At 66.6% G+C, this 25,200-nt stretch carries 24 protein-coding genes and 2 pseudogenes; 13 read left to right on the plus strand and 13 right to left on the minus strand.

What is annotated here, in order from left to right; all coding sequences use genetic code 11:
- Positions 1–113, plus strand: a pseudogene (locus tag DIE13_RS29590) (electron transfer flavoprotein subunit alpha/FixB family protein); the annotation flags it as partial.
- A gap of 145 nt (positions 114–258) precedes the next feature.
- The gene (locus DIE13_RS29595; protein ID WP_175752196.1) at positions 259–1,689 is read left to right on the plus strand and encodes a cytosine permease; all 1,431 of its coding nucleotides are present in this window, start codon (positions 259–261) and stop codon (positions 1,687–1,689) included.
- Here DIE13_RS29595 and DIE13_RS29600 read toward each other — a convergent pair.
- Entirely contained in the window at positions 1,686–3,167 is a 1,482-nt protein-coding gene (locus DIE13_RS29600; RefSeq protein ID WP_124830573.1) for a PLP-dependent aminotransferase family protein, read from the minus strand. The genes DIE13_RS29595 and DIE13_RS29600 overlap by 4 nt on opposite strands.
- A gap of 127 nt (positions 3,168–3,294) precedes the next feature.
- Here DIE13_RS29600 and DIE13_RS29605 point away from each other — a divergent pair, with 127 nt between their 5' ends.
- Complete coding sequence (locus DIE13_RS29605; protein WP_124830574.1) at positions 3,295–4,182, plus strand: DMT family transporter; 888 nt, start codon at positions 3,295–3,297, stop codon at positions 4,180–4,182.
- Positions 4,183–4,315: 133 nt separating this feature from the next.
- On the opposite strand, the gene DIE13_RS29610 is transcribed toward DIE13_RS29605, so the two are convergent.
- From DIE13_RS29610 to lysA, 7 genes are all read right to left on the minus strand, one after another.
- The gene (locus DIE13_RS29610; RefSeq protein ID WP_124830575.1) at positions 4,316–4,660 is read right to left on the minus strand and encodes a DUF3088 domain-containing protein; all 345 of its coding nucleotides are present in this window, start codon (positions 4,658–4,660) and stop codon (positions 4,316–4,318) included.
- Positions 4,661–4,755: 95 nt separating this feature from the next.
- Positions 4,756–5,943 carry a cystathionine beta-lyase gene (metC, locus tag DIE13_RS29615; protein WP_124830576.1) on the minus strand — a complete coding sequence of 396 codons (1,188 nt, stop codon included), beginning with the start codon at positions 5,941–5,943 and terminating at the stop codon, positions 4,756–4,758.
- A gap of 51 nt (positions 5,944–5,994) precedes the next feature.
- Positions 5,995–6,720, minus strand: coding sequence for an amino acid ABC transporter ATP-binding protein (locus DIE13_RS29620; RefSeq protein ID WP_124830614.1), 726 nt, complete (start codon positions 6,718–6,720; stop codon positions 5,995–5,997).
- Positions 6,721–6,764: 44 nt separating this feature from the next.
- On the minus strand, positions 6,765–7,424 hold the full coding sequence (locus tag DIE13_RS29625) for an amino acid ABC transporter permease (protein ID WP_124830577.1): 660 nt from the start codon (positions 7,422–7,424) through the stop codon (positions 6,765–6,767).
- A 67-nt stretch (positions 7,425–7,491) separates the two neighbouring features.
- Complete coding sequence (locus DIE13_RS29630; protein WP_124830578.1) at positions 7,492–8,295, minus strand: transporter substrate-binding domain-containing protein; 804 nt, start codon at positions 8,293–8,295, stop codon at positions 7,492–7,494.
- Between the two features lie 157 nt (positions 8,296–8,452).
- Positions 8,453–8,746 (minus strand): hypothetical protein, encoded by a 294-nt coding sequence (locus DIE13_RS29635; RefSeq protein WP_124830579.1) that lies wholly within the window; start codon positions 8,744–8,746, stop codon positions 8,453–8,455.
- 148 nt (positions 8,747–8,894) lie between these two features.
- A complete protein-coding gene (gene lysA / locus DIE13_RS29640; RefSeq protein WP_124830580.1) occupies positions 8,895–10,133 on the minus strand; it encodes a diaminopimelate decarboxylase in 1,239 nt (412 codons plus the stop codon).
- A gap of 109 nt (positions 10,134–10,242) precedes the next feature.
- Between lysA and DIE13_RS29645 the strand changes: the two genes are divergently transcribed.
- Complete coding sequence (locus tag DIE13_RS29645) at positions 10,243–11,157, plus strand: LysR family transcriptional regulator (protein WP_124830581.1); 915 nt, start codon at positions 10,243–10,245, stop codon at positions 11,155–11,157.
- A 75-nt stretch (positions 11,158–11,232) separates the two neighbouring features.
- A complete protein-coding gene (locus tag DIE13_RS29650; protein ID WP_124830582.1) occupies positions 11,233–11,832 on the plus strand; it encodes a GNAT family N-acetyltransferase in 600 nt (199 codons plus the stop codon).
- Between the two features lie 97 nt (positions 11,833–11,929).
- Here DIE13_RS29650 and DIE13_RS29655 read toward each other — a convergent pair whose 3' ends face one another.
- Positions 11,930–12,499, minus strand: a complete 570-nt coding sequence (locus tag DIE13_RS29655; RefSeq protein ID WP_124830583.1) for a DUF4142 domain-containing protein — start codon at positions 12,497–12,499, stop codon at positions 11,930–11,932.
- A 397-nt stretch (positions 12,500–12,896) separates the two neighbouring features.
- Positions 12,897–13,520 (minus strand): HAD hydrolase-like protein, encoded by a 624-nt coding sequence (locus tag DIE13_RS29660; RefSeq protein WP_124830584.1) that lies wholly within the window; start codon positions 13,518–13,520, stop codon positions 12,897–12,899.
- Between the two features lie 278 nt (positions 13,521–13,798).
- Between DIE13_RS29660 and DIE13_RS29665 the strand changes: the two genes are divergently transcribed.
- The 3 genes from DIE13_RS29665 (at position 13,799) to DIE13_RS29675 (ending at position 14,946) form a co-directional block, all read left to right on the plus strand.
- Positions 13,799–14,125 (plus strand): DUF4087 domain-containing protein, encoded by a 327-nt coding sequence (locus DIE13_RS29665; RefSeq protein ID WP_199568879.1) that lies wholly within the window; start codon positions 13,799–13,801, stop codon positions 14,123–14,125.
- Between the two features lie 94 nt (positions 14,126–14,219).
- Positions 14,220–14,663, plus strand: a complete 444-nt coding sequence (locus DIE13_RS29670) for a GNAT family N-acetyltransferase (RefSeq protein ID WP_124830586.1) — start codon at positions 14,220–14,222, stop codon at positions 14,661–14,663.
- A 64-nt stretch (positions 14,664–14,727) separates the two neighbouring features.
- The gene (locus DIE13_RS29675; protein WP_124830587.1) at positions 14,728–14,946 is read left to right on the plus strand and encodes a DUF1653 domain-containing protein; all 219 of its coding nucleotides are present in this window, start codon (positions 14,728–14,730) and stop codon (positions 14,944–14,946) included.
- A 67-nt stretch (positions 14,947–15,013) separates the two neighbouring features.
- Here the strand turns inward: DIE13_RS29675 and DIE13_RS29680 are convergent, their stop codons facing one another.
- Both DIE13_RS29680 and DIE13_RS29685 read right to left on the minus strand, forming a co-directional pair.
- Positions 15,014–16,225, minus strand: coding sequence for a winged helix-turn-helix domain-containing protein (locus tag DIE13_RS29680; protein WP_124830588.1), 1,212 nt, complete (start codon positions 16,223–16,225; stop codon positions 15,014–15,016).
- Positions 16,226–16,579: 354 nt separating this feature from the next.
- The gene (locus DIE13_RS29685; RefSeq protein WP_124830589.1) at positions 16,580–17,968 is read right to left on the minus strand and encodes an MFS transporter; all 1,389 of its coding nucleotides are present in this window, start codon (positions 17,966–17,968) and stop codon (positions 16,580–16,582) included.
- 330 nt (positions 17,969–18,298) lie between these two features.
- On the opposite strand from DIE13_RS29685, the gene treA reads away from it, so the two are divergent.
- From treA to DIE13_RS29695, 3 genes are all read left to right on the plus strand, one after another.
- Positions 18,299–20,047 (plus strand): alpha,alpha-trehalase TreA, encoded by a 1,749-nt coding sequence (treA, locus tag DIE13_RS29690; protein ID WP_124830590.1) that lies wholly within the window; start codon positions 18,299–18,301, stop codon positions 20,045–20,047.
- Positions 20,048–20,722: 675 nt separating this feature from the next.
- The gene (locus DIE13_RS33055; protein ID WP_175752182.1) at positions 20,723–20,860 is read left to right on the plus strand and encodes a hypothetical protein; all 138 of its coding nucleotides are present in this window, start codon (positions 20,723–20,725) and stop codon (positions 20,858–20,860) included.
- Positions 20,861–20,974: 114 nt separating this feature from the next.
- Positions 20,975–22,621 carry an NRAMP family divalent metal transporter gene (locus DIE13_RS29695; protein ID WP_124830591.1) on the plus strand — a complete coding sequence of 549 codons (1,647 nt, stop codon included), beginning with the start codon at positions 20,975–20,977 and terminating at the stop codon, positions 22,619–22,621.
- Positions 22,622–22,738: 117 nt separating this feature from the next.
- On the opposite strand, the gene DIE13_RS29700 is transcribed toward DIE13_RS29695, so the two are convergent.
- The gene (locus tag DIE13_RS29700) at positions 22,739–23,650 is read right to left on the minus strand and encodes a LuxR family transcriptional regulator (protein WP_124830592.1); all 912 of its coding nucleotides are present in this window, start codon (positions 23,648–23,650) and stop codon (positions 22,739–22,741) included.
- Positions 23,651–23,933: 283 nt separating this feature from the next.
- Between DIE13_RS29700 and DIE13_RS29705 the strand changes: the two genes are divergently transcribed.
- A complete protein-coding gene (locus tag DIE13_RS29705) occupies positions 23,934–24,767 on the plus strand; it encodes an autoinducer binding domain-containing protein (RefSeq protein ID WP_124830593.1) in 834 nt (277 codons plus the stop codon).
- A 119-nt stretch (positions 24,768–24,886) separates the two neighbouring features.
- A pseudogene (locus DIE13_RS33060) lies at positions 24,887–25,012 on the plus strand (EscS/YscS/HrcS family type III secretion system export apparatus protein); the annotation flags it as partial.
- Positions 25,013–25,200: the final 188 nt, after the last annotated feature.

Here is a 25,200-nt window from a genome sequence, read left to right on the forward strand (position 1 = left end):
AGGTGATCGTCGCGATCAACAAGGATCCGGAGGCGCCGATCTTCAGCGTGGCCGATTACGGTCTCGTCGGCGATCTGCACGAGCTTGTCCCGCAACTGACCGCGTCGCTCTGATCCCTGCAACTCATCAGGATCCACTGATCCTGCCCGCATGCCGTGTCATTGCAACCGGCATGCGATTCACGCGAAGGACCGCGGCCTGATGCCTCTGGTCCGAGCGAACCCCCAAGCGCAGTTTTCCACCGGTCAGGAGCCGAGCATGGAACGTACCGCTTCACCTGTCGCCAATCCGTCGCTGATCGAGCGTCGTTCGATCGACCATATTCCCGATGCCGAGCGCCACGGCAACCTGTTCAGTCAATTCACCCTGTGGTTCGGCGCGAACCTTCAGGTCACGGCAGTCGTCGTCGGCGCGCTGGCGGTGGTGCTCGGCGGCGACGTGTTCTGGTCGCTGATCGGTTTGCTGGCAGGCCAGGTGCTTGGCGGCGCGGTGATGGCGCTGCACGGGGCGCAAGGGCCGCAGCTCGGGCTGCCGCAGATGGTGTCGAGCCGCGTGCAGTTCGGCGTGTACGGCGCGATCGTGCCGCTCGCACTCGTCTGCGTGATGTATGTCGGATTCTCCGCGGGCGGAACGGTCCTCGCCGGGCAGGCGATCGCCGAATTGCTGCATGTCGGCCATACCGCCGCGATCCTGATCTTCTCCGCGCTCGTCGTGCTGCTCACCGGTCTCGGCTACCGGACGATTCATGCAATGGGGCGCATATCGAGCATCGTCGGCACGCTCGCATTCCTGTATCTGTTTGCGAGCCTGCTGAACGGGCCCGCGCTCGGCGCGTTGCTCGCGAATCGCCACTTCACGCCCGCGTCGTTCCTGCTCGCGGTGTCGTTGTCCGCGTCGTGGCAGATCGCGTACGGACCGTACGTCGCCGACTATTCCCGTTACCTGCCCAGAGCGACGTCGCCCGTCAAGACCTTTGCCGCCGTATTCTGCGGCACCGTGATCGGCGCGCAGGTATCGATGACGTTCGGCGTGCTGGCCGCGGCGCTCGCCGGCGATCGCTTCGCCGGGCACGAGGTCGCGTTCATCGTCGGCCTCGGCGCGACGGGTACGATCGCAGCGGTGCTCTATTTCACGATCGCGTTGGGCAAGCTGACGATCACGACGCTCAACGCGTACGGCAGTGTGATGTCGGTTGCGGCGATCCTGACCGGCTTCGGCGGGCGACGCGAGATCTCGCCGCGCACGCGCATCGCGTTCGTGCTGCTGACCGTCGCCGCATCGAGCGGGATCGCGCTGGCCGGGCAGCACGATTTCCTCAAGGCGTTCTCGTCGTTCCTGCTGTTTCTGCTAGTGTTCTTCACCCCGTGGAGCGCGATCAATCTCGTCGACTATTACTGCGTCACCCGCGAGCGTTACGACGTGCCGGCATTGTTCGACCCCGACGGCCGGTACGGCCGCTGGAACGTCGTCGGTATCGCGGTCTACGCGGTCGGCGTGCTCGTGCAGATGCCGTTCGTCGCGACGGGGTTCTACACCGGGCCGTGGGTCGATGCGCTAGGCGGCGTCGACGTGTCGTGGATCGTCGGCATCGTCGTGCCGGGCTTGTTGTACTACGTCGCGTCGCGCGGCGCCGTGGCGAGCGTGCCGGATCGCCTGATCCTGTCCGACTCGGCGCGCGACGTCGACTAGGTCACGGTTCGCTCGCGATTGCGCGTAACGGGCGGCGGCGTGTCGGGGTCGTGCGATGCGGCCCGCGCCGCCTCCATCGCCCCCGCAAGCGCATCGAACACCGCTGGCCCCTTGCAGCGCGACACGTTGAAGCGCATGAACGACGTCGCGCTGCGCGCCGCACTGAACACGTTCCCCGGCGCGAGCACCACGTCGTGATCGAGCGCGTGGCGCGCGACGTGCGCGGCGTCGAGCCCGTCGGGCAACTCCGCCCATACGAACAGTCCGCCGCGCGGTTCCGTCCAGATCCCGAGCCCGGCGCGCGCGAGCCGCCGGATCGTCTCGCCCATCGCGTCCGCGAGCTGCGCGCGCAGGCTGTCGAGATGGCGCCGGTACGTGCCGTCGACGAGCAGCCGATGCACGACGTTCGCGCCGATCTGCGCATTGCCGAACGACGTCGCGAGCTTCAGGTCGACGAGCGCATCGATCCATTCGGGACGCGCGGCGACATAGCCGCAGCGGATCGCAGCCGACAGCGTCTTCGAGAAGCTGCCGATCGACACGACGCGCGACAGCCCGTCGAACGCCGCGAGGCGCGGCGCGGGCGTGCTCTCGAAGTCCGCGAAGATGTCGTCCTCGACGATCAGCAGCCCATGCTCGGCCGCGAGCGTCAGCATCCGGTGCGCGACCGGCGGCGCGAGCGTTGCGCCGGTCGGGTTGTGCAGTGCCGCGTTCGTGATGTAGAGCCGCGGACGATGCTCGACGAGCACCTGCTCGAAGCGCGCGAGGTCGGGGCCGTTCGGCGTGTACGGGACGCTGACGATCCGCGCACGATGCGCGCGCAGCAGCGCCTGGAAGTTGAAGTAGCACGGGTCGTCGAGCACGACGGTGTCGCCGGGCTCCAGCAGCAGCCGGCACACCAGATCGAGCGCATGCGTGCCGCCGTCGGTCAGCATGATCTGCGCGGGCTCCGCATGGATGCCGTGCTGCGCGAGGCGCCACGCGAGCTGCTGGCGCAGTGCGGGCAGCCCGAGTGGTGTCGCATAGTCGGTCAGTGCGTCGGGTTCGTCGCGCGATACGGCGCGCAGCGCGCGGCGCAGGCTCTCGTCGGGCAGCCACGACGATGGCAGCCAGCCGCAGCCGGGTTTCACCGAGCCGGGCGCCGCTTCAAGCGCCTGGCGCGACAGCCACAGCGGATCGAGCTCGCGATCGAGGCGGGGCCCGAGTTCGGCGAGCGCGAGCGGCGGCGCATGGCCCGACACGTAGAAGCCGGAGCCGCGCCGCGCGACGAGCACGCCTTCGCTCGCGAGCCGTTCGTACGCGTCGACGACGGTCGATTTCGACACATGCAGCGCGTCGGCCATCATCCGGATCGACGGCACGCGCGCGCCAGGCATCAGCGCGCGGCTCGCGATCCGCGCGCGCAGCGTGTCCATCACGGTTTCCACACGCGTGCGCGATGCCGCGGGCGGGGCGAGGTGCTGGGCGGATTGGCTCATGGCGAAGGGTGAACTGTACGGCCGGTTGTTCAGTACAGTTTGTCCGAATTGTATTGAGCTGTAGCTTACGCGCATTTCGCGGGCGGCGGATTATCAGACATCCCCCTTTTTCCGATCAGGATGTGCCGTGCAAAAGACGACCGACGGATGGCTCAGCGGCTTGCTGGGCGTGATCATTTTCAGTGGCTCGCTGCCTGCGACACGCGTCGCGGTGCAGGGGCTCGACCCGCTGTTCCTCACGTTCGCGCGTGCGACGATTGCCGGCGTGCTCGGCCTGGGGTTGCTCGTCGCGCTGAAGCAGAAGCGGCCCACGCGCGCCGAGACCGCGTCGCTCGTCGTCGTCGCACTAGGGGTCGTGGTCGGTTTTCCGTTGCTGACCGCGCTTGCGTTAAAGCACGTGACGTCCGCGCACGCGATCGTGTTCGTCGGGCTGCTGCCGCTGGCGACCGCGCTGTTCGGCGTGTGGCGCGGCGGCGAACGGCCGAGGCTGCCGTTCTGGATCTTCTCGCTGCTCGGCAGCGGCGCGGTGGCCGCGTTTGCGCTGCGCAACGGCGGCAGTGCGTCGGTGGTCGGCGACGCGCTGATGCTGGCCGCGATCGTCGCATGCGGGCTCGGCTACGCGGAAGGCGCGCGCCTGTCGCGCCAGCTCGGCGGCTGGCAGGTGATCTCGTGGGCGCTGGTGCTGTCGCTGCCGGTGATGCTGCCGCTCGCGTGGTTCACGTGGCCGGCCACGTTCGACGGCGTCGACGCCGCCGCGCTGTGGGGGCTCGCCTACGTGTCGCTGTTCAGCATGCTGATCGGCTTCGTGTTCTGGTATCGCGGGCTCGCCCTCGGCGGGATCGCGGGCGTCGGCCAGTTGCAACTGCTGCAGCCGTTCTTCGGTTTCCTGCTCGCAGCCGGGCTGCTGCACGAGGCGGTGCCGCCGTCGATGCTCGTCGTGACGGTCGTGGTCGTCGGCTGCGTCGCGGGCGCGAAGTACTTTTCGAAAATGGCGCCGATGCAGCGCGCGGGCTGACGCGCGGTGCACGGCGACGTGACGGGCCAAGCCGAACGAGCGGCTCTGCCGCGCGCCGAGCGTCGCGCAAGACGGGCCGCGCATGTTGCGCGGCCCGTTCGCCGGCGCCCGTCGACATCAGGCGTCGGCGTGCTTACGCAACGTGCGCAACGCCGTATTGCGACGACAGATAGCGCCGGATATCGGCGGGCGAATCGATGAAGCGACGGCCGTTGTGCTCGCGCACGCCGAGCGCATCATCCTTCGGTGTCTGCCCGTTGGCCAGCACGAGCACGGGTGCCGACTGATTGTCCTCGCCGATCAGCGCGACGATCGGCTGGCGCGGCCGCGGCGCGTCGATGTACTCGACCGCGACCGCGTCGCGCAATTGCGGATAGAAACTGAGCAATCCTTCGACGGCAACCGAGTCGCCGCAGTAAAACGGACCTTCGGAGTCCTTGAAGAAACCCGGGCGGAGAATGAACAGCGTGTCTTTCATGATGGCCTCGCTATCAGTGGTGGTCGAACGTTGAAAAAGATGTGATGCGTCGTGGCACGAACAGGCGTGCGCGAGATGCGCTGCGTTGCCCGATGTCAGGCTTCCACGAATGCGGCCGCGGCGGCACGCATTCTCGCGAAACCGGCGTCGAGGTCGGCGATCATGTCGTCCGGATGCTCGAGCCCCGCGTGAATGCGCAGCAGCGGGCCGGCGGCAGCCCATGACGTCGCGGTGCGATGACGCGACGGGTTCGACGGGATGATCAGGCTTTCGAAGCCGCCCCAGCTGTAGCCCATGCCGAAGCACGTCATCCCGTCGAGCAGCGCACGCACGGCCTCGTCGGGCTGCGGATGCAGCACCAGGCCGAACAGCCCGCACGCGCCCGTGAAGTCGCGCTGCCACAGCGCGTGGCCGGCATCGCCTGGCCGCGCCGGATAGAGGATCTGCGCGACTTCCGGCTGCTGCGCGAGCCATTCGGTCAACACGTGCGCATTGCGCTGGTGCCGCTCGAGCCGCACCGACAGCGTGCGCAGGCCGCGCAGCGCGAGATACGCATCGTCGCCGCTGACGGTCATCCCGAGCTGCCGGTAGCAGCGCGTGACTTTCGGCGCGAGCGCCTCGGTGGTCAGGATTACACCCATCAGCACGTCGGAATGCCCGGCGATGTATTTCGTTGCCGCGTGGATCGACACGTCGACGCCATGCGAGAACGAACGGAAATTCAGCGGCGTGCCCCACGTGTTGTCGAGCAGCACGACCGCGCCGTGCTCGTGTGCGACGTGGCAGATCGCGGGGATGTCCTGCACCTCGAAGGTCAGCGAGCCGGGCGATTCGGTGAATATCGCGCGCGTGTTGGGTCGCATCAGCGACGCGATGCCGGCGCCGATCGACGGATCGTAGTACGTCGTTTCGATGCCGAGGCGCGCGAGCGTTTCGTCGCAGAACGAGCGCGTCGGGTCGTACGCGGAGTCGACCATCAGCAGATGGTCGCCGGGATCGAGCACCGCGAGCAGCGCGGTCGTGATCGCGCTGAGTCCGCTCGGTGTCAGCAGTGCGGCGTGCGCGCCTTCGAGACGCGCGAGCGCCTTCTCGAGCGCGCGCGTGGTCGGGCTGCCGTGCCGTCCGTAAGCGAGCGGCGTGCCGCGCACCGCGTCGAGCGCATCGGTGCCGTGAAAGAGCAGCGTCGACTGGCGGTACACGGGCGGATTCACCGGCGAGCCGGGCTGGCCGTGCGAGCGGCCTTCGTGAGCGAGGAGTGTGTCGGTCGAGTGCGGGTGGTTCAAGATGTCGTCCTTTGAAAGTCGGTCAATCGAAGCAGTGCGGCCGTCGTGTGCTCAGTGCAGGATCTTGTCGAGGAAGTCGCGGGCGCGATCGGAGCGCGGCGCGGCGAAGAACGCATCGCTTGCCGCATCCTCGACCACCGCACCCTGATCCATGAAGATCACGCGATGTGCGACCTTCCGCGCGAAGCCCATCTCGTGCGTGACGCACACCATCGTCATTCCGTCGCGGGCGAGCTCGACCATCACGTCGAGCACTTCGTTGATCATCTCGGGGTCGAGCGCGGAGGTCGGTTCGTCGAACAGCATCGCGACCGGGTTCATCGACAGCGCGCGCGCGATCGCGACGCGCTGCTGCTGCCCGCCGGACAACTGCCCCGGATACTTGTGCGCATGGGCCTTCAGGCCGACGCGATCGAGCAGCTTCATCGCGTTCTCGATCGCCTCGTCCTTGCGGCGACCGAGCACCTTGACCTGCGCGAGCGTCAGGTTGTCGGTAATCGACAGGTGCGGAAACAGCTCGAAATGCTGAAACACCATGCCGACCCGCGCACGCAGTTGCGCGAGTTTCGCGGCGGGATCGCCGAGCCGCATGCCGTCGACGACGATGCTGCCTTTCTGGAACGGCTCGAGGCCGTTGATCGTCTTGATCAGTGTCGACTTGCCGGAGCCCGACGGCCCGCACACGACGACCACTTCGCCTTTCGATACCGCCGCGCTGCATGCGGAAAGGACCTGATGCTTGCCATACCACTTCGAAACGTTGTCGAGCGTGATCATGTTGTGTCCGTGGTTGAGGTTCATGTCGATGGGCGCGCGCCTGCTCAATGCGTGGACGGCAGCGCGAGACGCGTTTCGACGCGGCCCTGCAGGCGCGTGAGCAGCGTGCTGAGAACCCAGTAGATCGCGGCGGCGGCGAGGTAGAGCGGCAGCGGCTGGAAGGTCGCGGCGATCACTTCCTGCGTCGAGCGCAGCAACTCGGTGACGGTGATCACCGACACGAGCGAGGTGTCCTTGATCAGGCTGATCAGCGTGTTGCCGAGGCTCGGCACGGCCAGGCGCAGCGCCTGCGGGCAGACGATATAGCGCAGCGTCTGCACGTGCGTGAGGCCGAGGCTGTGCGCCGCCGCCCATTGTCCGCGGCCGATGCCGAGGATCGCGCCCCGCATGCTTTCGGACAGGTACGCGCCGGCATTGAGCGTCAGCGTGAAGATGCCCGCCGTCGTCGGGTCGAGCGTGATGCCGAGATCGGGCAGTCCGTAGTAGACGACGAACATCTGCACGAGCAGCGGCGTGCCGCGCATCAGGCTCACGTAGCCTTGTGCGAGGCCGGACGCGAGCCGGTTGCTGCCGATGCGCATGATGGCGGCCACGAGCCCGACGACGAGGCCGAGCGCCATCGACGCCACCGCGAACTTCAGCGTGAGCAGCGCGCCCTTCACCATGACGGGCAGCGTATGTATGATCAGATCGAGTGCTTCCACCACGTGTCTCCTGATTGTGTTTTCGACGGCCCGCGCATCGGGGTGCGCGGGCCCTTGCAGCGCTGCGTTATTGCGTGACCGGCCGGGAGGTGTCCGCACCGAACCACTGCATCGAGATCTTCTTCAGCGTGCCGTCCTGCTGCAGCGATGCGACCGCGTCGTCGATCGCCTTCGCGAATTTCGGATTGCCCTTGCGGAACGGGATGCCCATTTGGTCTTCGCCGCCGGGGAGCACGGAGCCGGGGCGCAGCGGCAGGTGCGAGTTCTTGATCAGGTAGCTCAGCATCAGGCGGTCGTTGACCGCCGCATCGATGCGGCCCGCCGCGAGGTCGCGCAGGTTTTCCGGCGTGCCCGGATACACCTGCAGATCGATCGCTGGCACGGTTTTCACGAGGTCGACGTAGTTGCTGCCCATCGTCACGCCGACTTTCCTGCCCTTCAGTTCGCCGAGCGACTTGAACGCACGCGTGTCGTTCTGGCGTTGCAGCAGTTGCGCGGACGAATACACGTACGGTGTGCTGAAATCGAGCGCCTGCCGGCGCGACGGCGTGATCGCCACCTGGTTCACGATCACGTCGAACTTGCCGGCCTGCAGCCCGGCGAGAATCCCGCTCCATTCGGTCGTGACGAACTGCGGCTTCACGCCGAGCCGGGCGGCGACCGCCTTCGCGACGTCGACGTCGAACCCTTCGAGCTGCCCGTCGGCATTGCGGTAGTCGAACGGCGGGTAGGTGCCTTCGAGCGCGATCTTCAGCACGCCGGCCTGCTTGACGGTGTCGAGCAGGTCCGCCGCGTGCGAGGCCGTGGCCGCAACGCAGAGGAGGGCGGCGGCGAGGCCTTGCTTGAGCGTCGGGTTGAAGTGTTTCTTCATGGTCGTCTCCGTGGTCGTTGTCGAAAATTCAGGGTGTGCGTGTCCGCAGCGACGGGCGGCGTCGCCGTGGGCGGGAATCGGATCGAAGGAGCCGCGGCGAGACGCGGCGCGCGACGGTGTGGCGGCGAGTGCGGCGCGAGCCGTTCGCCGCGATGCGTTACGGCTTGCGTTCGCGCGCGCAGGCGGACCGCACGGCGTTCGTATCGAACGGGTTCCGGTGTGCGGCGAGGAGTTCAAGCATCGTGTTCATGATTGCCCGTGCGGCTTGCGAGTGAGGTAGACCGGCTGCATCGTCGATGCGTATCCGGCGACGCAAATGCTGAACGACTGAGGGCAATCTTAGTTTTGTCAAAAAGGAAAGTGCTTCCAAAAATGCAGGCACTTTCCACGCGCCGTGGAATGTTTTTCTCTCTGTGTGGAACGTGATGCAGGCGATCTGCTGCGGTTGCACGGGGTGCGCAGCATGAGGTGCTACGGCGTGCGCGAGCGGTTGCCCTGCGCGAGCGGCACGCGCCAAAAGCAAAACGGCCAGGCATGCCTGAAGCGGCAAGCCTGGCCGTGAGCGTTCGAGCGGTGTCGAACGCGGCGTGAAGGCGCGGTTACTCGAACGTTTCGAGCGCGAGCAGTTCGTCGATCGTCTGCCGGCGGCGAATCAGCCGCGGGGTGCCGCGATCGACGAGCACTTCCGGTGCGAGCGGCCGGCTGTTGTAGTTCGAGGACATCGATGCGCCGTACGCGCCCGCGTCGTGCAGGAACAGCAGGTCGCCGATCTGCGGCTGCGCGAGCTTGCGGTGCGTGACCACGCCGCCTGCGTCCTGCGTGAACACGTCGCCGGATTCGCACAGCGGTCCGGCGATCGCGATGTCGACGAGCGGCCGGCCGGCGGGCAGTGCGCCATCGTGCGCATGCACGGACACCGCGTGATAGCTGCCGTACATCGACGGACGCATCAGGTCGTTGAAGCCCGCATCGATCAGCACGAAGTCGTGCTTTGGCCGGCGGTTCACGCCCTGCACTTCGGTGACGAGCGTGCCGGCTTCCGCAACGAGGAAGCGGCCCGGTTCGATCTCGATGCGCACCGCGTGGCCGAGATGCCGTTCGATCCGCTTGCGCGCGGCATCCCACTGGCTGAAGTAGTGGCCGACGTCGACGCGCGGCTCGCCGTCGCGATACGGGATCGACAGGCCGCCGCCCGCGGAGATCGCTTCGATGTCGTGGCCGAGCGACGTGACGAGGTCGACCATCGCATCGCACACCTGCGACAGGTGGCCGTAGTCGACGCCCGAGCCGATGTGCATGTGGATGCCGACCAGCTTCAGCCCGTACTGGCGCACGATCTCGATCGCGCGCGGCACGTCGTCGATCCAGATCCCGTGCTTGCTTTGCGGGCCGCCGGTGTTGGTCTTGTTGCTGTGGCCGTGGCCGAAACCCGGATTCACGCGCAGCCATACGCGATGGCCGGGCGCATGCTCGCCCACGCGCGCGAGCATGTCGAGCGAGCCGGCGTTCACGGTTACGCCGTGCTTGAGCACGGCCGCGAGCGTCGGGCGGTCGATCAGGTCGGCCGTGAACACGACGCCTTCCGGTTCGCCTGCCGGACTGAATCCGGCCGCGAGGCTGCGTTCGATTTCGCCGAGCGACACGGCATCGACGCACGCGCCTTCCTCGCGCATCAGCTTCAGGATATGCAGGTTCGAGTTCGCCTTCTGCGCATAACGGATCACGTCGAATTGGCGCAGTTGGGCGATGCGGTCGCGGATGACGTCGGCGTCATACACCCACAGCGGGGTGCCGTATTGCTGCGCGAGCGCCGCGAGCTGGCGGGAATCGAGAGACATGGCGGATGAATCGGATCGAATGAACGGATAGCGTGAATGATGCGCCTGAAAGGCTATGCGGTAAAATGCCTGTTTATCGATATTCGATTCATTCTGGATATAGGGTGCCATGCTTACACACCGGCATATCGAGGTTTTTCGCGCGCTGATGGTCACCGGCAGCACGACGCGAGCGGCCGAGATGCTCTATACGTCGCAGCCGACCATCAGCCGCGAACTCGCCCGCATGGAGCATGTGGTCGGCTTTGCACTGTTCGAGCGCTCGCATGGCCGGCTGCGGCCGACGATGGCCGCGCTCACGCTGTTCGACGACGTGCGGCTCGCCTATGTGGGGCTCGAGCGGGTCGCGGCGACGGCCGCGCGGCTGCGCGAGTTTCGCGACGGACAATTGTCGGTGATCGCGCTGCCGGCGTTCTCGCACGCGATCCTGCCCGGGGCGTGCCGGCGTTTTCACGACGCGCATGCGGGCGTCAGCGTGTCGGTCGCGACGCAGGAGTCGCCGGTGCTCGAGGAGTGGCTGACGGCGCAACGCTACGACCTCGGGCTGACCGAGCACGACGTCGCGCCGGCCGGCACCCTGCTCACGCCGCTGCTCGAAGTCGACGAGGTGTGCGTGCTGCCCGACGGCCATCCGCTGCTGGCGAAGGATGCGATCGATCTCGCGGATCTCGCCGATCGCCCGTTCGTGAGCCTGTCGCTGAACGACCCGTACCGGATCATGATCGACGAGGCGTTCGCGCAGCTCGGTGTCGCACCGCGCTCGGTGATCGAAACGCCGTCGGCGGTGTCGGTGTGCGCGTTCGTGCGGCAGGGGCTCGGCACCGCGATCGTCAATCCGCTGACTGCGCTCGATTTCGTCGGGCGCGATCTGCACGTGCGGCCGCTCACGCGGGCGTTCCCGTATCGCGTCAGCGTGATCGTGCCGGAGCACCGGCCGAAGAGCCTCCTCGTCGACGCATTCGCCGACGCGCTGCGCGGCGAAGCGAAAGCGATCCGGCGCCGGCTCGCTGCGCTGCCCGGTTAGCGGCGGCCGTATGATGAGCGTTTCGCCGCAGTCGTTGCCATCCTCGTCCTCACTTTCACGGAAACGGAACCCGTCATGAACGACGCTTCATCCTCCCTCGCACAACCGACGCTCACCGGCGAGCGCATCGAACTGCGGCCGCTCGAAGCGTCCGACCGGCAGGCGCTGCTGGATGCCGCCGCCGATGGTCGACTGTGGAACCTGAAGGTCACGGTCGTGCCGGGCGAGGAGACGGTCGACGCGTATATCGACACCGCGCTGCAAGGGCGCGCGAGCGGCACCGTGATGCCGTTCGCGATCGTCGATCGCGCGTCGGGCCGCGTGATCGGCAGCACGCGCTTCTGGAAGATCGACCGCCAGCATCGCAAGCTCGAGATCGGTCATACGTGGCTCGGCGAATCGTCGCAGCGCACGCGCGCGAATACCGAAGCGAAATGGCTGCTGCTCGCGTACGCGTTCGACACGCTGCATTGCGTGCGCGTGCAGTTCACGACCGACGAACTGAACGAGAAGTCCCGTGCGGCGATTCTGCGGCTCGGTGCGAAGCAGGAAGGGATCGTGCGTCACGAACGGATCATGCCCGACGGCCGCAAGCGCAATTCGGTGCGCTTCAGCATCATCGACGACGAATGGCCGGAAGTGCGCGAGCGGTTGAAGGCGAAGCTTGCGACGTGACGCGTAACGGGTGTTGTATGCATCGCGCCGCCGGAAGGGGCGGCGCGACGATGGGGGGACGTCGTGTGCCGCGCGCGATGCGCGGCCATGCATCGCGTTACTGTGCCGATGCGAGGTGGTGACGCTGCGCGAGCTTCTGCGCGTCCGCGTAGTGCGCCTGCAGGATCGGCAGCGACTGGCGTGCGACTTCCTTCAGCTTCGTGTCGCGGCCCGAGGCGATTTCGGCCTGGAACGCCGAAATCGTCTTCTGCTCGCCGGCGAGCGCGACCTGTTCGATATACGCCTTGTCGAAATCCGCGCCGCGCAGGCTCTTGATGCTGTCCAGCACGGTGGTGTCGGGATTGTTGGCCGGCACGTCGACGCCGCGCGGGCTCGCTGCGCGCATCGCCTGGATGATTTTTTCATCGTCGGTCGACACGCGTTGCGCGAATGCCTTCACCTGGCTGTCCGACGTGCGCGAATCGGCGATGCGCGCTGCGTCGTGCTGCGTCGACACGGTCTTCGTGCCGTTCGTTATGAAGGTCTGGTCGGCTTCGTGGATGCGTGTCTCTGCGGCGGCCGGTGCGGACGGCGACGGTTGCGCGGTTTGCGCATTCGCCGTCACGGCGACGAGCAGCAGGCCAGCGGCAGACAATGCAAGGCGCGAGAGGGTGGGAAAGCGGTTCATGGGACCTCCTTTCGATCGGGGCTCTGATTAACGGACGGATCGCGTGATCCGCAGCTTTGCGAGAGACCGGGCGCGCCCGGGCCGGAATCGACCGCCGCTCTGCCGCGATGGCGGTCGAAGTGTTTCGCGGCCCGACTGATTCTAGGAGAGCGTCCGGGTAGCAGGTGCAACCGCGCTGTGCCTTGTGTAACGGTTGGTAAGACGAGTCGATGGGCGCGCGAACGGGCAGGTAGCGCGTACCTGTCGCGCGTATCGCGGCGGCAATTCTTGCGTGCACGGTGTGCTTGAAATGGATGCGGCGTGCACGCGTGTCGTCGGCGTTTCATCGTCGCGCGGGTCGGACACGTAGCGGATGCACACCGTATGCGCGACGTCGCATCGAATCGCGCGACGTCGGTCACACGCGATCGAGCAGGGCGTCGAGGCGCGGGAGCAGCGGCGTCGCGCAATGCGACTGCAATGCGTCGGGCGCCGTATAGCCCCATGCGACGCCCAGGAACGCGATGCCCGCGCGGCGTGCCGCATCGGCATCGCGGATTTCGTCGCCGACGTACAGCACCTCGGCGGGTTGCATGCCGGCTTCGCGCACGAGTGCGCGAAGCCGGTGCGCCTTGCCGAACAACGGAATGCCGCACGCGAAGAGATCGACGTGACGGCTGGCGCGCGGGCCGAGCCGGTCGCGCACGATGTCCTCGGTGTTCGACGTCGCGATCGCGATACGGATCCCGCGCGCGGCGAGCGCATCGAACGTGTCGTCGACGCCGGGGAACAGCTTCACCCGCGCAATGTGCGGCCGCATCAGGCGACGCATGTCGACCGTCACGCGCGGCACTTTCCACATCGGCACCTCGAGCGCGCGGATGATCTCGCGCGCCGACATCCCGCGCAGCGCGGGGCGCAGTTCGGGCGTGGCGTCGCGAAAGCCGTGCAGGCGCGACGCCTGCGTCAGCGCCGCGAGAAAGCAGTCGAGCGAATCGGCGAGCGTGCCGTCGAAGTCGAACGCGATGAGTCGGTAGGGCATGAGACAGCGTGGTGGCGTTATCGGGCGGCGAGCGCGGCGCGGCCGCGCATTGAAGTGTCTTCTTCCAGTCGGGCGTGGCCGGCGGCCGGCGCCGCAAGCAGGTTGCGCACAGGCTACCCGATTCGCAGGAATTCGTGCATGGGCAGGAAAGGGCGCGTAACGGACGCGTAACGGACGCAAAGGCGGGTATGCTGTCGGCGTTTCTTCCGTCCGCATTCACCGACATGAAAATCGCGCGTACTCGCCCTGCGACGTGGGTTCTCGGGGCGGCCTTCGCCTTGACCGTCGCGATGCCCGCCGCCGCCGCGCCGGAAAAGCGCTGCGGATGGCTCGAGAATCCGACGCCGGCCAACTGGTGGCTGGTCGACAAGGACGCCAGCTGGACGCTGTCGACGCAGGGCAGTCCGCCGGTGCCGGGCCTCGACGAGATGCCCGACATGTCGACGCGCGGGTGGGTCGTGACCAACGCGGGGATGCACGGCTACGGCTGCGCATGCCTCGATCTGGAAATCGACCCGCGCACTCGCGAGGTGACGCGGATCGTCGCGGCCCGGCCGCTGCCGTTGAAGCGTTGCAAGGCCGATCGCGCGTTGCCGGCGCCGTGAGCGGGGAAAGCGGCGGATTGAAGCCAATCGCTTGTCGCCCACCCCGCACCGCGCTATCGTGGCTGCTCCGCCCCGATCCGACCGGAGAGCCGACGTGCCCGCAGCCACACCCGCCACGCTGAGATTTTCCACCGACAAGCGCGAGCTCGACATCGACGCGATCTTCGATTTCCTGCATCGCGACGCGTACTGGTCGCAGGGCATTCCGCGCGACGTCGTCGAACGCGCGATCGAAGGGTCGCTGTGCTTCGGCGCGTATGTCGGCGACCGGCTCGTCGGGTTTGCGCGGCTCGTCACCGATCACGCGACGTTCGCGTACCTGTGCGACGTGTTCGTGTTGCCGGCCGAGCGCGGCAACGGCTACGGCCGCGCGCTGATCGACCACGTCTTCGCGCAGCCGATGGTGCAGGGCCTGCGCCGCATCATGCTGGTGACGACCGATGCCCACGAGTTGTACCGCCCGGTCGGCTTCGGGCCGTCCGCGAATCCCGAGCGGCTGATGGAGATCCGCCGCCCCGACATCTACGCGAAACGCTGACGCACGGCGAGCGCATACGAGCGCATACAATACGCGCTTTCGTTTTTGCCGAAGGAAAGCAGATATGACCGAACAGGAAGCCGAACAGCTCGCCACACATCGTCACTACAAGGGCGGGCTGTATCGCTACATCGGCGTCGCCCGTCATTCCGAAACCGAGGAATCGGTGGTCGTATACGAGCATCTGTGGCCGCATGCGCGCGGTCTGTGGGTGCGCCCGGAAGCGATGTTCAACGAGAACCTGCAGGACGGCACGCCGCGTTTTCGCAAGCTGCGCGACTGAGCGGCAGCAGGTGACGTTCGCGCAAGCGGAGCATACATCGTCGCCGGCCGACGCAATGACGCAGGCGTTACACGCCCGCCAGCGCCTTCTCCAGCTCGGGCGGCGCGTGCGCGACCGTCACCGCGGGCGTCCCGTGCCATGCCGCAAGCTTTTTCACGGCCTTCGCGACATCGGCCGCGAGCCCGGCGCCGAACCGCACACCGGGCTCGACATGGAAAGCCTTCAGCTCGAACGTGCCGAGCATGCGATGCGCCTTGGCGTCGACGCGCCCGATCAGCCGGCCGCGATGCAGCACCGGCAGGCAGAAGTAGCCGTAGCGCCGCTTGTGCGCGGGTGTATAGCACTCGATCGTGTAGTCGAACCCGAACAGCGTCGATGCGCGCCGCCGGTCCCACACCACCGGATCGAACGGCGACAGCAGCGTCGTGACCGTCGAGCGCAGCGTGTCGGCCGCGGCGGCCGGCAGCAGCGATTCGAGCGAGCGATGCACGTAGGCGGGCTCTTTCCAGTCGGCGATCTCCACCGGAATCAGGTCGCCCGCGTCGGCGAGCCGATCGAGCTCCGCGCGGTATGAACGGCGCGGCAGCCGATAGTAGTCGGCCACCCAGTCGGCCCGCACGACACCGAGCGCGCGACACGTGTAGTCGAGCAGCGCGGGCAGCACGGCTTCGCGCGGCGGCAGGTCGCGCGCATCGTCCCAGCCGGGCAGCACGCGCTCGCGCACGTCGTACACGCGCTGGAAGTTGCGGCGTTCGGACACCATCAGGTCGCCGGTCGTGAACAGCACCTCGAGATGCTTCTTCTCCGGCTTGCGGTCCCACCAGCCGTTGCCCTTTGCGCCGTCTTCGCGGATGAAGTCCGCCGAGCGCACCGGGCCTTCGTCGCGAATCCGCGCGAGCAGCTGTTCGATGTCGGGGAGATTCTGTTCGTGCCATTCGGCTGCGTATTTCCAGCCCATCCCGGACGGATCGAGCATCTTGTAGCGCATCAGCCCGAACTGCTCGACGGGCAGGAAGCACGCTTCATGCGACCAGTATTCGAACAGGCGCGCCTCGGCGAGATGTTCGTCGAGCCACTGCGGGGTGAAGTCGCCGAGGCGGCTGAACAGCACGAGATACGGGCTGCGCGCGACGACGTGAATGGTATCGATCTGTAACTGCGCCATCCGGCGGATCGTGTCGAGCACGTCGGCCTTGGTCGCCTTGCGGCGCGGCGGAGTCAGCAGGCCCTGCGCGGCGAGATGCAGCGCGCGGGCGGCGACGGGCGAGAGCGTAAGCATCGGAACGGCAACTGAGGGTGACGGTCGGGCACCACTTTAGCGCGAAAGCGGCGCGCGTGTGCGGCGCGGGCAAGGGTTGGCGTCTGACAATGGTTGACAGATGCGCGGCGCGAGTTTCCCTATAGTGCAGTCATGGCGCGACGAAATGTGCGCGCAACGATTCCGCTTCCGACGCACGATATGTCCATGGCACGCAGGAAGCGAATCCGGGATTCTCAACCCCCAACGAGAGACCCGGAGCCCTGAGCGGACATCCATGCGGCTGTGCACCGGCCCCGTGTGGATGTCCGCTGATTTTTTTGTTTTTCCGGTTTCTCGCCGCCGACCTCGCCGACTTTTTTCCCGCCAGTCCGTTTATTGCCGCTTGCCCCGCGCGACTTCGTCGCCGGCGCCGGGCGGCAGCCGCCGCGTGATCGGAATCGACGCGAACGAGCACAGCCCGACCACGACGAACGCCGGCCAGAAATCCGACCACACCATCGTCTGGTGTCCTTGCAGCCAGTGCGAGATGTGCAGCACGAGGCCCGCGACCGTCACGCCGAGCCCGAGCGACATCTGTTGCACGACGCTGCCGAGGCTGGTGGCGCGGCCCGCGTCGCTTTGCGAGATGTCCGCGTAGATCATCGAATTCAGGCTGGTGAACTGCAGCGCGGGGAAAATGCCGCCGACCAGCACGATCGTCCAGATCGCCCAGGTCGCCATGCCCGGATGGAACAGGCCGTAGGCGGCGATCGCGAGCCCGGCGAATGCCGCGTTGTAGATCAGCACCGTGCGAAAGCCGAAGCGGCGCAGCGTATGCGTGGCCGTCGAGCGGCTCACCGCGCCGCCGAGCGCGGACGCGCACGTGATCAGGCCGGAGTGGAAAGCGCTCATCCCGAGCCCTTCCTGCAGCGCGAGCGGCAACAGGAACGGCACCGCGCCGAGGCCGATCCGGAACAGCGACCCGCCGACCACGCTCGCGTGGTACGTCGGTATCTTCAGGAAGCTGAGGTCGAGCACCGGCCGCTCCTTGCGGCGCGCGTACGGCACGTAGAGCGCGAGCATCGCGGCACCTGCCACGCACATCATGACCGCGTTGCCGCGCGACGTGAGCGAACCGTCGATCAGCGTCAGCCCCATCAGCAGCAGCGCGGCGCCGCTCGCCGACAGCAGGAAGCCGAACCAGTCGAGCGGCCCCGGATCGGGCTCGTGCGTGTTCGCGATGTGCTTGCTCGCGAGGTAGATCCCGTAGATCCCGATCGGCACGTTGATGAAGAAGATCATCCGCCAGTGCAGATAGGTCGTGATGAAGCCGCCGACGAGCGGCCCGAACGTGGGCCCGAACAGCGCGGGAATGGCGAGGTAGTTCATCGCGCGCACGAGATCGGCGCGCGGCACCGCGCGGAAGATGATGATCCGGCCGACCGGCACCATCATCGCGCCGCCGACGCCCTGCACGAAGCGCGCGAACGTGAGCAGACCTAGGGAATTGGATGCCGCGCACATCAGCGAGCCGGCGACGAAGATGCCGATCGCGGTACGGAACACGGAGCGCGCGCCGAAGCGGTCGGCGAGCCATCCGCAGATCGGGATGAACACGCCGAGGCCGACCACGTAGGCCGTGATCGCAATGTTCAGGGTGACGGGGCTGTGCCCGAAGTCCCTCGCCATCGCGGGCAGCGCGGTGACGATGATGTTCGCGTCGACGCTTTCCATGAACAACGCACAGGCAACGATGAGCGGTGCTAGAAAGACGGGCGACATGGGCAGGGCGCGCGGTAAAGATGCCATTATGCCCACAATGTGGTCGTTGCGTCACGCGAGGCAACGCTTGTTCCGCATGTTGCAACAGTCGTTCCTGCTACGGTGCCCGTGAAAAGAGACGACTGCCGCTGCGGTGCGGAACATGACACGACACATGACGGCGACGGGCGGCCACGGCAGCGAAGCTTGCATGCGCTGCGCGTTTCGTGCGACAGTCGGCACTCATCTGCGGAACACAACCACGCGCATCGATCGACGGCCATCGAGACGGGCGCACGCGCGAAAGAGACCCCTGCCGATCCACTCACCATCGAAAGGAGGGGACACGTCATGACGCCACGTCGTGCCGCATCGACCGAATCGCATCCCGCATCGCAACCCGACTCGCAACCCGACTCGCATCCGTCCATGCCCGCGCCGCGTCTGCGCTGGGCGGCCGTCATGGCAGTCGCGTACCTGGCCGTTGCCGGCTGCGCCGCACAGGCCGACAGCGCGAACCGGGCCGCTGCGCAACAGGCCGCGCAGGCTTCCGAGCCTGCCGCGACGGCGTTCGCGAGCCCGGCATCCGGCACGCTGCTGCCGCCGCCGAGCCAGCTCTACGGCGACCTGTTCGTCGCGGTGCAGACGGCCCAGCTCTATCCCGACCAGAAGACCTTCGTCGATGCGACGCCCGATACCGATCCCGCGACGATCGTGCAGTTGTATCAGCAACAAAAATCGCAGCCGGGCTTTTCGCTGAAGGCGTTCGTCGACCAGCACTTCACGCTGCCGCCCGAAGGCGGGGTCACGCCGCCGGCGAACCAGACGCTGCGCCAGCACATCGACTGGTTGTGGCCGCAACTCACGCGCACGAGCGCAACGGTGCCGTCGTACAGTTCGCTGATCCCGATGCCGAAACCGTACGTGGTGCCCGGCGGCCGCTTCCGCGAAGGCTACTACTGGGATACCTATTTCACGATGCTCGGGCTGCAGGTGTCGGGTCGCGAGGATCTCGTCGACGACATGCTCGACAACTTCGCGCACCTGATCGACACGGTCGGCCACATCCCGAACGGCAACCGCACGTACTATGCGAGCCGCTCGCAGCCGCCGTTCTTCGCATACATGGTCACGCTCGCCGCGCAGGCCGAGGGCGACCAGGTCTACCAGAAATACCTGCCGGAGCTGCGCAAGGAATACGGGTACTGGATGCAGGGCGAAACCACGACGCCGCGCGGGCGGGCCGCGCGCCACGTGGTCGCGATGCCCGACGGCGCGATGCTGAACCGCTACTGGGACGCGAGCGACACGCCGCGCGACGAATCGTATCTGGAGGACGTAACGACGGCGAAGGCCGTGCCGAACCGTCCGGCGAACGAGGTGTACCGCGACCTGCGCGCGGGCGCCGAAAGCGGCTGGGACTACAGCTCGCGCTGGTTCGGCGACGGCAAGACGCTCGCGACGATCCGCACGACGTCGATCGTGCCGGTCGACCTGAACAGCCTGATGTTCCATCTCGAGCGCACGATCGTGAAGGGCTGCACGGTATCGCACGACGTCGCGTGCGTGGCGGACTTCTCCGGGCGTGCGGCGCGCCGCGCGGCCGCGATCAACCGCTATCTGTGGAACCGTCGCGGCTATTACGGCGACTACGACTGGCAACTGCGCAAGCCGCGCGACGCCGTGTCGGCCGCTGCGCTGTATCCGCTGTTCACGGGCGTCGCATGGCCCGAGCGCGCGAAGGCGACCGCGCGCGAGGTGCGCAAGACGTTGCTGCAGCCGGGCGGCCTCGCGACGACGACCGGGAATACGGGCCAGCAGTGGGACGCGCCGAACGGCTGGGCGCCGCTGCAGTGGATCGCGATCGAAGGGCTGCGCCGCTACGGCGAACCGGCGTTCGCGAAGGACATCGGCACGCGCTTCCTGACCGACGTGCGGCATGTGTATGCGACCGAAGGCAAGCTCGTCGAGAAGTACGTGGTCGAAGGTGCGGGCGAAGGCGGCGGCGGTGGCGGTGAATATCCGCTGCAGGACGGCTTCGGCTGGACCAACGGCGTCACGCTGAAGCTGCTCGGGCTGTACGGCGACAATGGACAGTAGCGGGCAGCGGCGGACAAGCCGCCGGCACGACGCTCGCGTGGCGCACGAGGCATGCTGAAAGGTTGCGGCACGTGTTTTCGGGGGTAAATCTTTCAGTGCGGCAATGCGCAAAATTTATTTCGGGAAATGGGGCTTCAAGGGGTTGACTTCACTTTCGGGGCGTCCATAGAATCCGCCATCTTCACTCTTGGGGCCGCCGCCTTGGACGCCTGCAGTAGTCGATCTTCGAACGAAATTTCCGCCTGAGCGACCGACGTCCGCGCCTCATCGAAGCCGCCGTTTGTCACCCAGGCAAACGGTGCGCGCAGCATTACTCCGCAGTAACTCCCTACGTGCACCCTGATTCGCGCCGGTTAGCGTGATGCGTTTTCGCATGCGCCGTCCGGTTTTACCGCCGCCTGGCAGGCGGCCGCATTCGTGCATCCCGTTTCCGGGCGCGCGAATACAGGCCCGCATGCCGTGTGGCGGTCAACCGTGTTCGCCGGAACACCGCACAGGAGCCGCCATGAACGACAGTGACAGTTGTCCCTTATGCCCGTTGCACCAACAGACCCTTTTGAACCCGGGTCGCAGGGACACTCCGGCTCACTAGCCTGACACGACGTTCAGGCCCCGGACTGGCCCCGCGTCCACCACGCGGCCGGCACGCATGCCGTCGCCGCCAGGAGCCAGACCATGAACTTCGGCCTTCTGCTGTCGAACCTCCCGCACGTCACGGAATCGCGTCCGCACTACGACGCGATGCTGACGCTCGACGCCCGTCCGCGAGTGTTCTCCCGTTTGCTGAACCACCTGAAATCGTTGATCCGCTGAAGCAGCGCCGAGCGCGCCTCGGCATGCGCACGCGTGGCCGCCGTCGAGCGGCCGCCCGCGTGCATTCCAAGGTCGCATGCTTGCCAGATAACCATTAGCCGTACGGAATTCATCATGTCGACGCCATCCAACATCTCTCCACCCGTTGCTGTCGAACGCAGCGCCGTGCTCGACGAAGCCCATCTGGGCGACATCCGCGGCGCGCTCGGCACGATCGCGCATCACGATACCGCCGCGCGTGGCACGTGGTGGGCGCGCCTGCGCACGCTGCTCGCGATCATCGGCCCCGGCCTCATCGTGATGGTCGGCGACAACGACGCCGGCGCATTCGGCACCTATACGCAGGCCGGCCAGAACTACGGCACGACGCTGCTGTGGACGCTGCTGCTGCTCGTGCCGGTGTTGTACGTGAACCAGGAAATGGTGTTGCGCCTGGGCGCGGTTACCGGCGTCGGCCATGCGCGCCTGATCTTCGAGCGCTTCGGCAAGTTCTGGGGCGCTTTCAGCGTGATCGACCTGTTCCTGCTCAACGCGCTGACGATCGTCACCGAGTTCATCGGTATCACGTTCGTGCTGGATTTCTTCGGCTTGCCGAAGGTGGCCGGCGTGTGCGTAGCCGCCGCGCTGACGATGGCCGCGGTGAGTACCGGAGACTTCAGGCGCTTCGAGCGGTTCGCGATCGTGCTGTGTCTGATGAGCCTGCTGCTCGTGCCGGTGCTGGTGACGATCCACCCGCCGGTCGCGCAGATGTCGCGCGATTTCTTCATGCCGAACTGGCCCGCGCACGCGAAGCTGTCCGACGTGATGCTGCTCGTGATCGGCATCGTCGGCACGACGGTCGCGCCGTGGCAGCTGTTCTTCCAGCAGAGCTACGTGATCGACAAGCGCATCACGCCGCGCTTCATGAAATATGAAAAGGCCGACCTGTGGATCGGCATCGCCTTCGTGCTGGTCGGCGCGGTCGCGATGATCGCGTTCTCGGCGCAACTGTTCTCGGGTCATCCGGAATTCGGCAATTTCACCGACGCGGGCGGCATCATCGCGGGCCTCGAGAAGTATGCGGGCCATACGAGCGCGACGCTGTTCGCGATCGCGCTGCTCGACGCGTGCATCATCGGCGCGGCGGCGGTGTCGCTGTCGACCGCCTATGCGATCGGCGACGTGTTCAAGATCCGTCATTCGCTGCATCGCGGTGTGTCGGATGCGAAGGGCTTCTATCTCGTCTACTTCGGGATCGTCGCGGCGGCCGCTGCGCTGGTGCTGATTCCGGGCAGCCCGCTCGGCCTGCTGACCGAAGCGGTGCAGACGCTCGCGGGCGTGCTGCTGCCGAGCGCGACCGTGTTCCTGCTGCTGCTCTGCAATGACAGGCAGGTGCTCGGGCCGTGGATCAATTCGACGAAGCTCAATATCTTCACGGGCGCGGTGATCTGGGTGCTGGTGATGCTGTCGATCATCCTGACCGCATCGGTGATGTATCCGGACATCAGCGGCGAAGCGATCCTCGATGTGCTGGTGGGCGGTAGCGTGTTCGCCATCGTCGGCTATCTCGCGACGGTGCTGATTCGTCGCCACAAGCGGGTCGTCGAACCGGGCGTCGATCGCGCACTGCGCGACACGTGGCGCATGCCGCCGCTCGGCACGCTCGAGCCGCAGAAGATGACGCTGTCGACGCGCGTCTGGATGACCGTGCTGCGCGGCTATCTGGTGATCGCGGTCGGTCTGGTGATCGTCAAGGTCGTGCAGATGACGCTGCTGAAGTAACGGAAGTAACGGCGATCATCTGTCTGGAAGCGGCGCCGGACCCGGCACCGCGCCGCAACCCGCACATGCCGGCCCGCGAGGCCGGCATGTGCGTTTACGCGGGACGCTGCGCCCGCGTCAGATCAGTTCGAGCTTCGACGTCAGGTACGTGAGCTGGATCCGGTTCGCGACGCCGAAGCGTTTGCGCAGCTTGCGCAGGTGATAGTCGACGTTGTGCGCGCTGGTGTCGAGGCGTCGCCCGATTTCCTTGTCGGACGCGCCTTCCGCGATGCCGAGCAGCAGTTCCTGCTCGAACGGCGTGAGCCCGTTGACCGCGCGCGCGCGCGACGTCGCGATCAGTTGCGGCGACGCGAACTTGTGCACCGACAGCCCGATCGACAGTGCCTGCTCGATCGTCGCCGGCGTGATCCATTCGCGCGTGCGACGCGGTGCGGTGAAGCTCATGAACGCATGCAGCCGCGTGCCGGGCACGGCCATCGAATACATGATGCCGCTGCACATGCCGTCGTCCTGCATCGTCTGCAGGAAGCCGTCGAGCGCGGCGGGCGCGACGCACGGGCCGGCGTCGCGTTTGCGCTCGCGATGTTCGCGGCGCAGTTGCTCCAGGTCCCACACGATCGGCATGTTGCATGCGCGGGCGTCGAGCGTGCGTGGATCGATGTCGTGGTGGTTGCGGCGCACGTAGTCGCCGCGATAGGTGGCGGGCGTGAATGCCTCGTGAAGATACAGACTCTCGACGCGCTCGCGCGCGAATTCGAGCGCGAAGTACGCAAACGTCGAGAAGCCCGTCAGATGCAGCAGACTCGCGACGATCCGGCTGCGCTCGGCGGTGCTCTGCGCATGGGCGAGCGTATCGGCGACGCCGAGCTTCGGCGCATTCGGTTGCGCGACGTCGCCGCGCTTCACGTCGTCGCACCAGACGACCTGTACCGGGCGCGCGCTCGATGCATCGGGGCACGCGGCCGCGCGCCGCAGCGAACGGGACAAGGTTGGGGCGACCGCTTCTTCATGCACTGCAATGTCGGACATGAGCCATCCTCGGAATCGACGCGCATCGCCTGACGGCGGCCGTATCGTGTACGGCGTTCGCGGCGGTGCGATCGAGCATCGTTGTGGTATGCGCCGATCGTCATCCCTGACGAAACGCGGGGGCATTGTACAAAAATGCCGGTGTGCACGTAATATGCCGTAATATTTGTCGCGGCGAAAGATTCATGTTCGCGCTCATACAAAGACGACCCGAAGTTATTCATAAAGAAAAGACCAGATCGTGACGGGGCAGGTTCACATATTGGGAAAGGGTGGGCTCCTCATGACGTACGCTGACGACGCGCCACGTGTCGAGTGGTTCTCGCAAGCCGAGATTGCGGCCGCTGCCGCTTATTCGAAAGAAATTCATCCGGCCGATCGCGATGTTTTTACCGGCGCGCAATTGATGCCCGGTAATTCCGACCTTGTTTCTGTCGATTTCGCTCAATGTCACGAGCGCTTGCGGCAAATCGGTTTCAGCACACTCGGTTACGGCGCATACGAGATGATCGGGCGGCGCATTCTGTGCGCGCATCTGCTGCGCGACCTCGCGCCCGCGACGTTCATGCAGCCGTACATCGACGGAATGCTGTACGAGAGCGACCCGCGCTTCGCGCAGGTGCGCCAGAGCGGCTTGCCGGTCGCGTGGCGGCTCGACGAGATCGCGGCGGCCGCGCACGGCAGCGGCGATCGCAAGGTGCTCGCGCTGGCCGGCCATCTGCGTGCGCACGCGATGAACAGCGGCGTGATCTTCAGTTTGTCCGCGCCACGGCTCGACCTGCGCGTCGCGGTGAACGTGACGTCGGAAACCCATGGCACCGAGTGGATCGACGATCGCGTGATCGGCGGTGCGCTGTCGGTGTGCCTCGCGGTGCATCGCGTCGCGCTGCCGTTTCTCGAGGCGCGCATCGCGCGCATGCGCGGCTTCGCGCTCGGCGACGAACAGCAGCAGGTGCTCGAGCGTCTCGTGCACGGGCTGTCCGACCAGGAGATCGCCAGCGCGCTGCGCACGTCGCTGCACAAGGTCGGTCACCATATCCGCTCGCTCGAAAAACTCTTCAACGTCCAGAATCGCGCGCAGCTCGCATATCTCGCCGCACGGCGTATGGAGTCCTGAATTCATCTGCGGATGTGCTGCGGCCACCGTGCGGGGTGCCGTGCGGGCGGAGCTTGCAGGAGACGATCGGGAGCGCGGTGCGGGGCAATCTTGCGCTGCCGGGCACGGTCAGGCAGGGCATCTGCGTCGCGATGCGGCCGATCGCCGTGATGGTCGCGCTCGTGCTGCGCTCGGACGGGTTCGGCAGCGAGATGCTGCGCTTCGCGCAGCAGGCGCTGGCGCCTAGGTTAGTTTCTTCCACTTGAGTCCGGTGATGCGTCGCCCCGATCCGGCTGCACCCGCGGCGCCTGCAGCAGACTGCGTCGCGGTGCTTGACGCCGGTTTTTTTCGGTCCTGGGCGACATTCACCCATGAATTATTGCTGATTTATTTCTTCGTAATATGGCTCGACCGTCAGGCGGACGATCGGCCGCAAGGTCGCGCCCCGCGTGAC

The sequence above is a fragment of the Burkholderia sp. Bp9016 genome, assembly GCF_003857765.1.
In the GTDB taxonomy this organism is placed as follows: domain Bacteria; phylum Pseudomonadota; class Gammaproteobacteria; order Burkholderiales; family Burkholderiaceae; genus Burkholderia.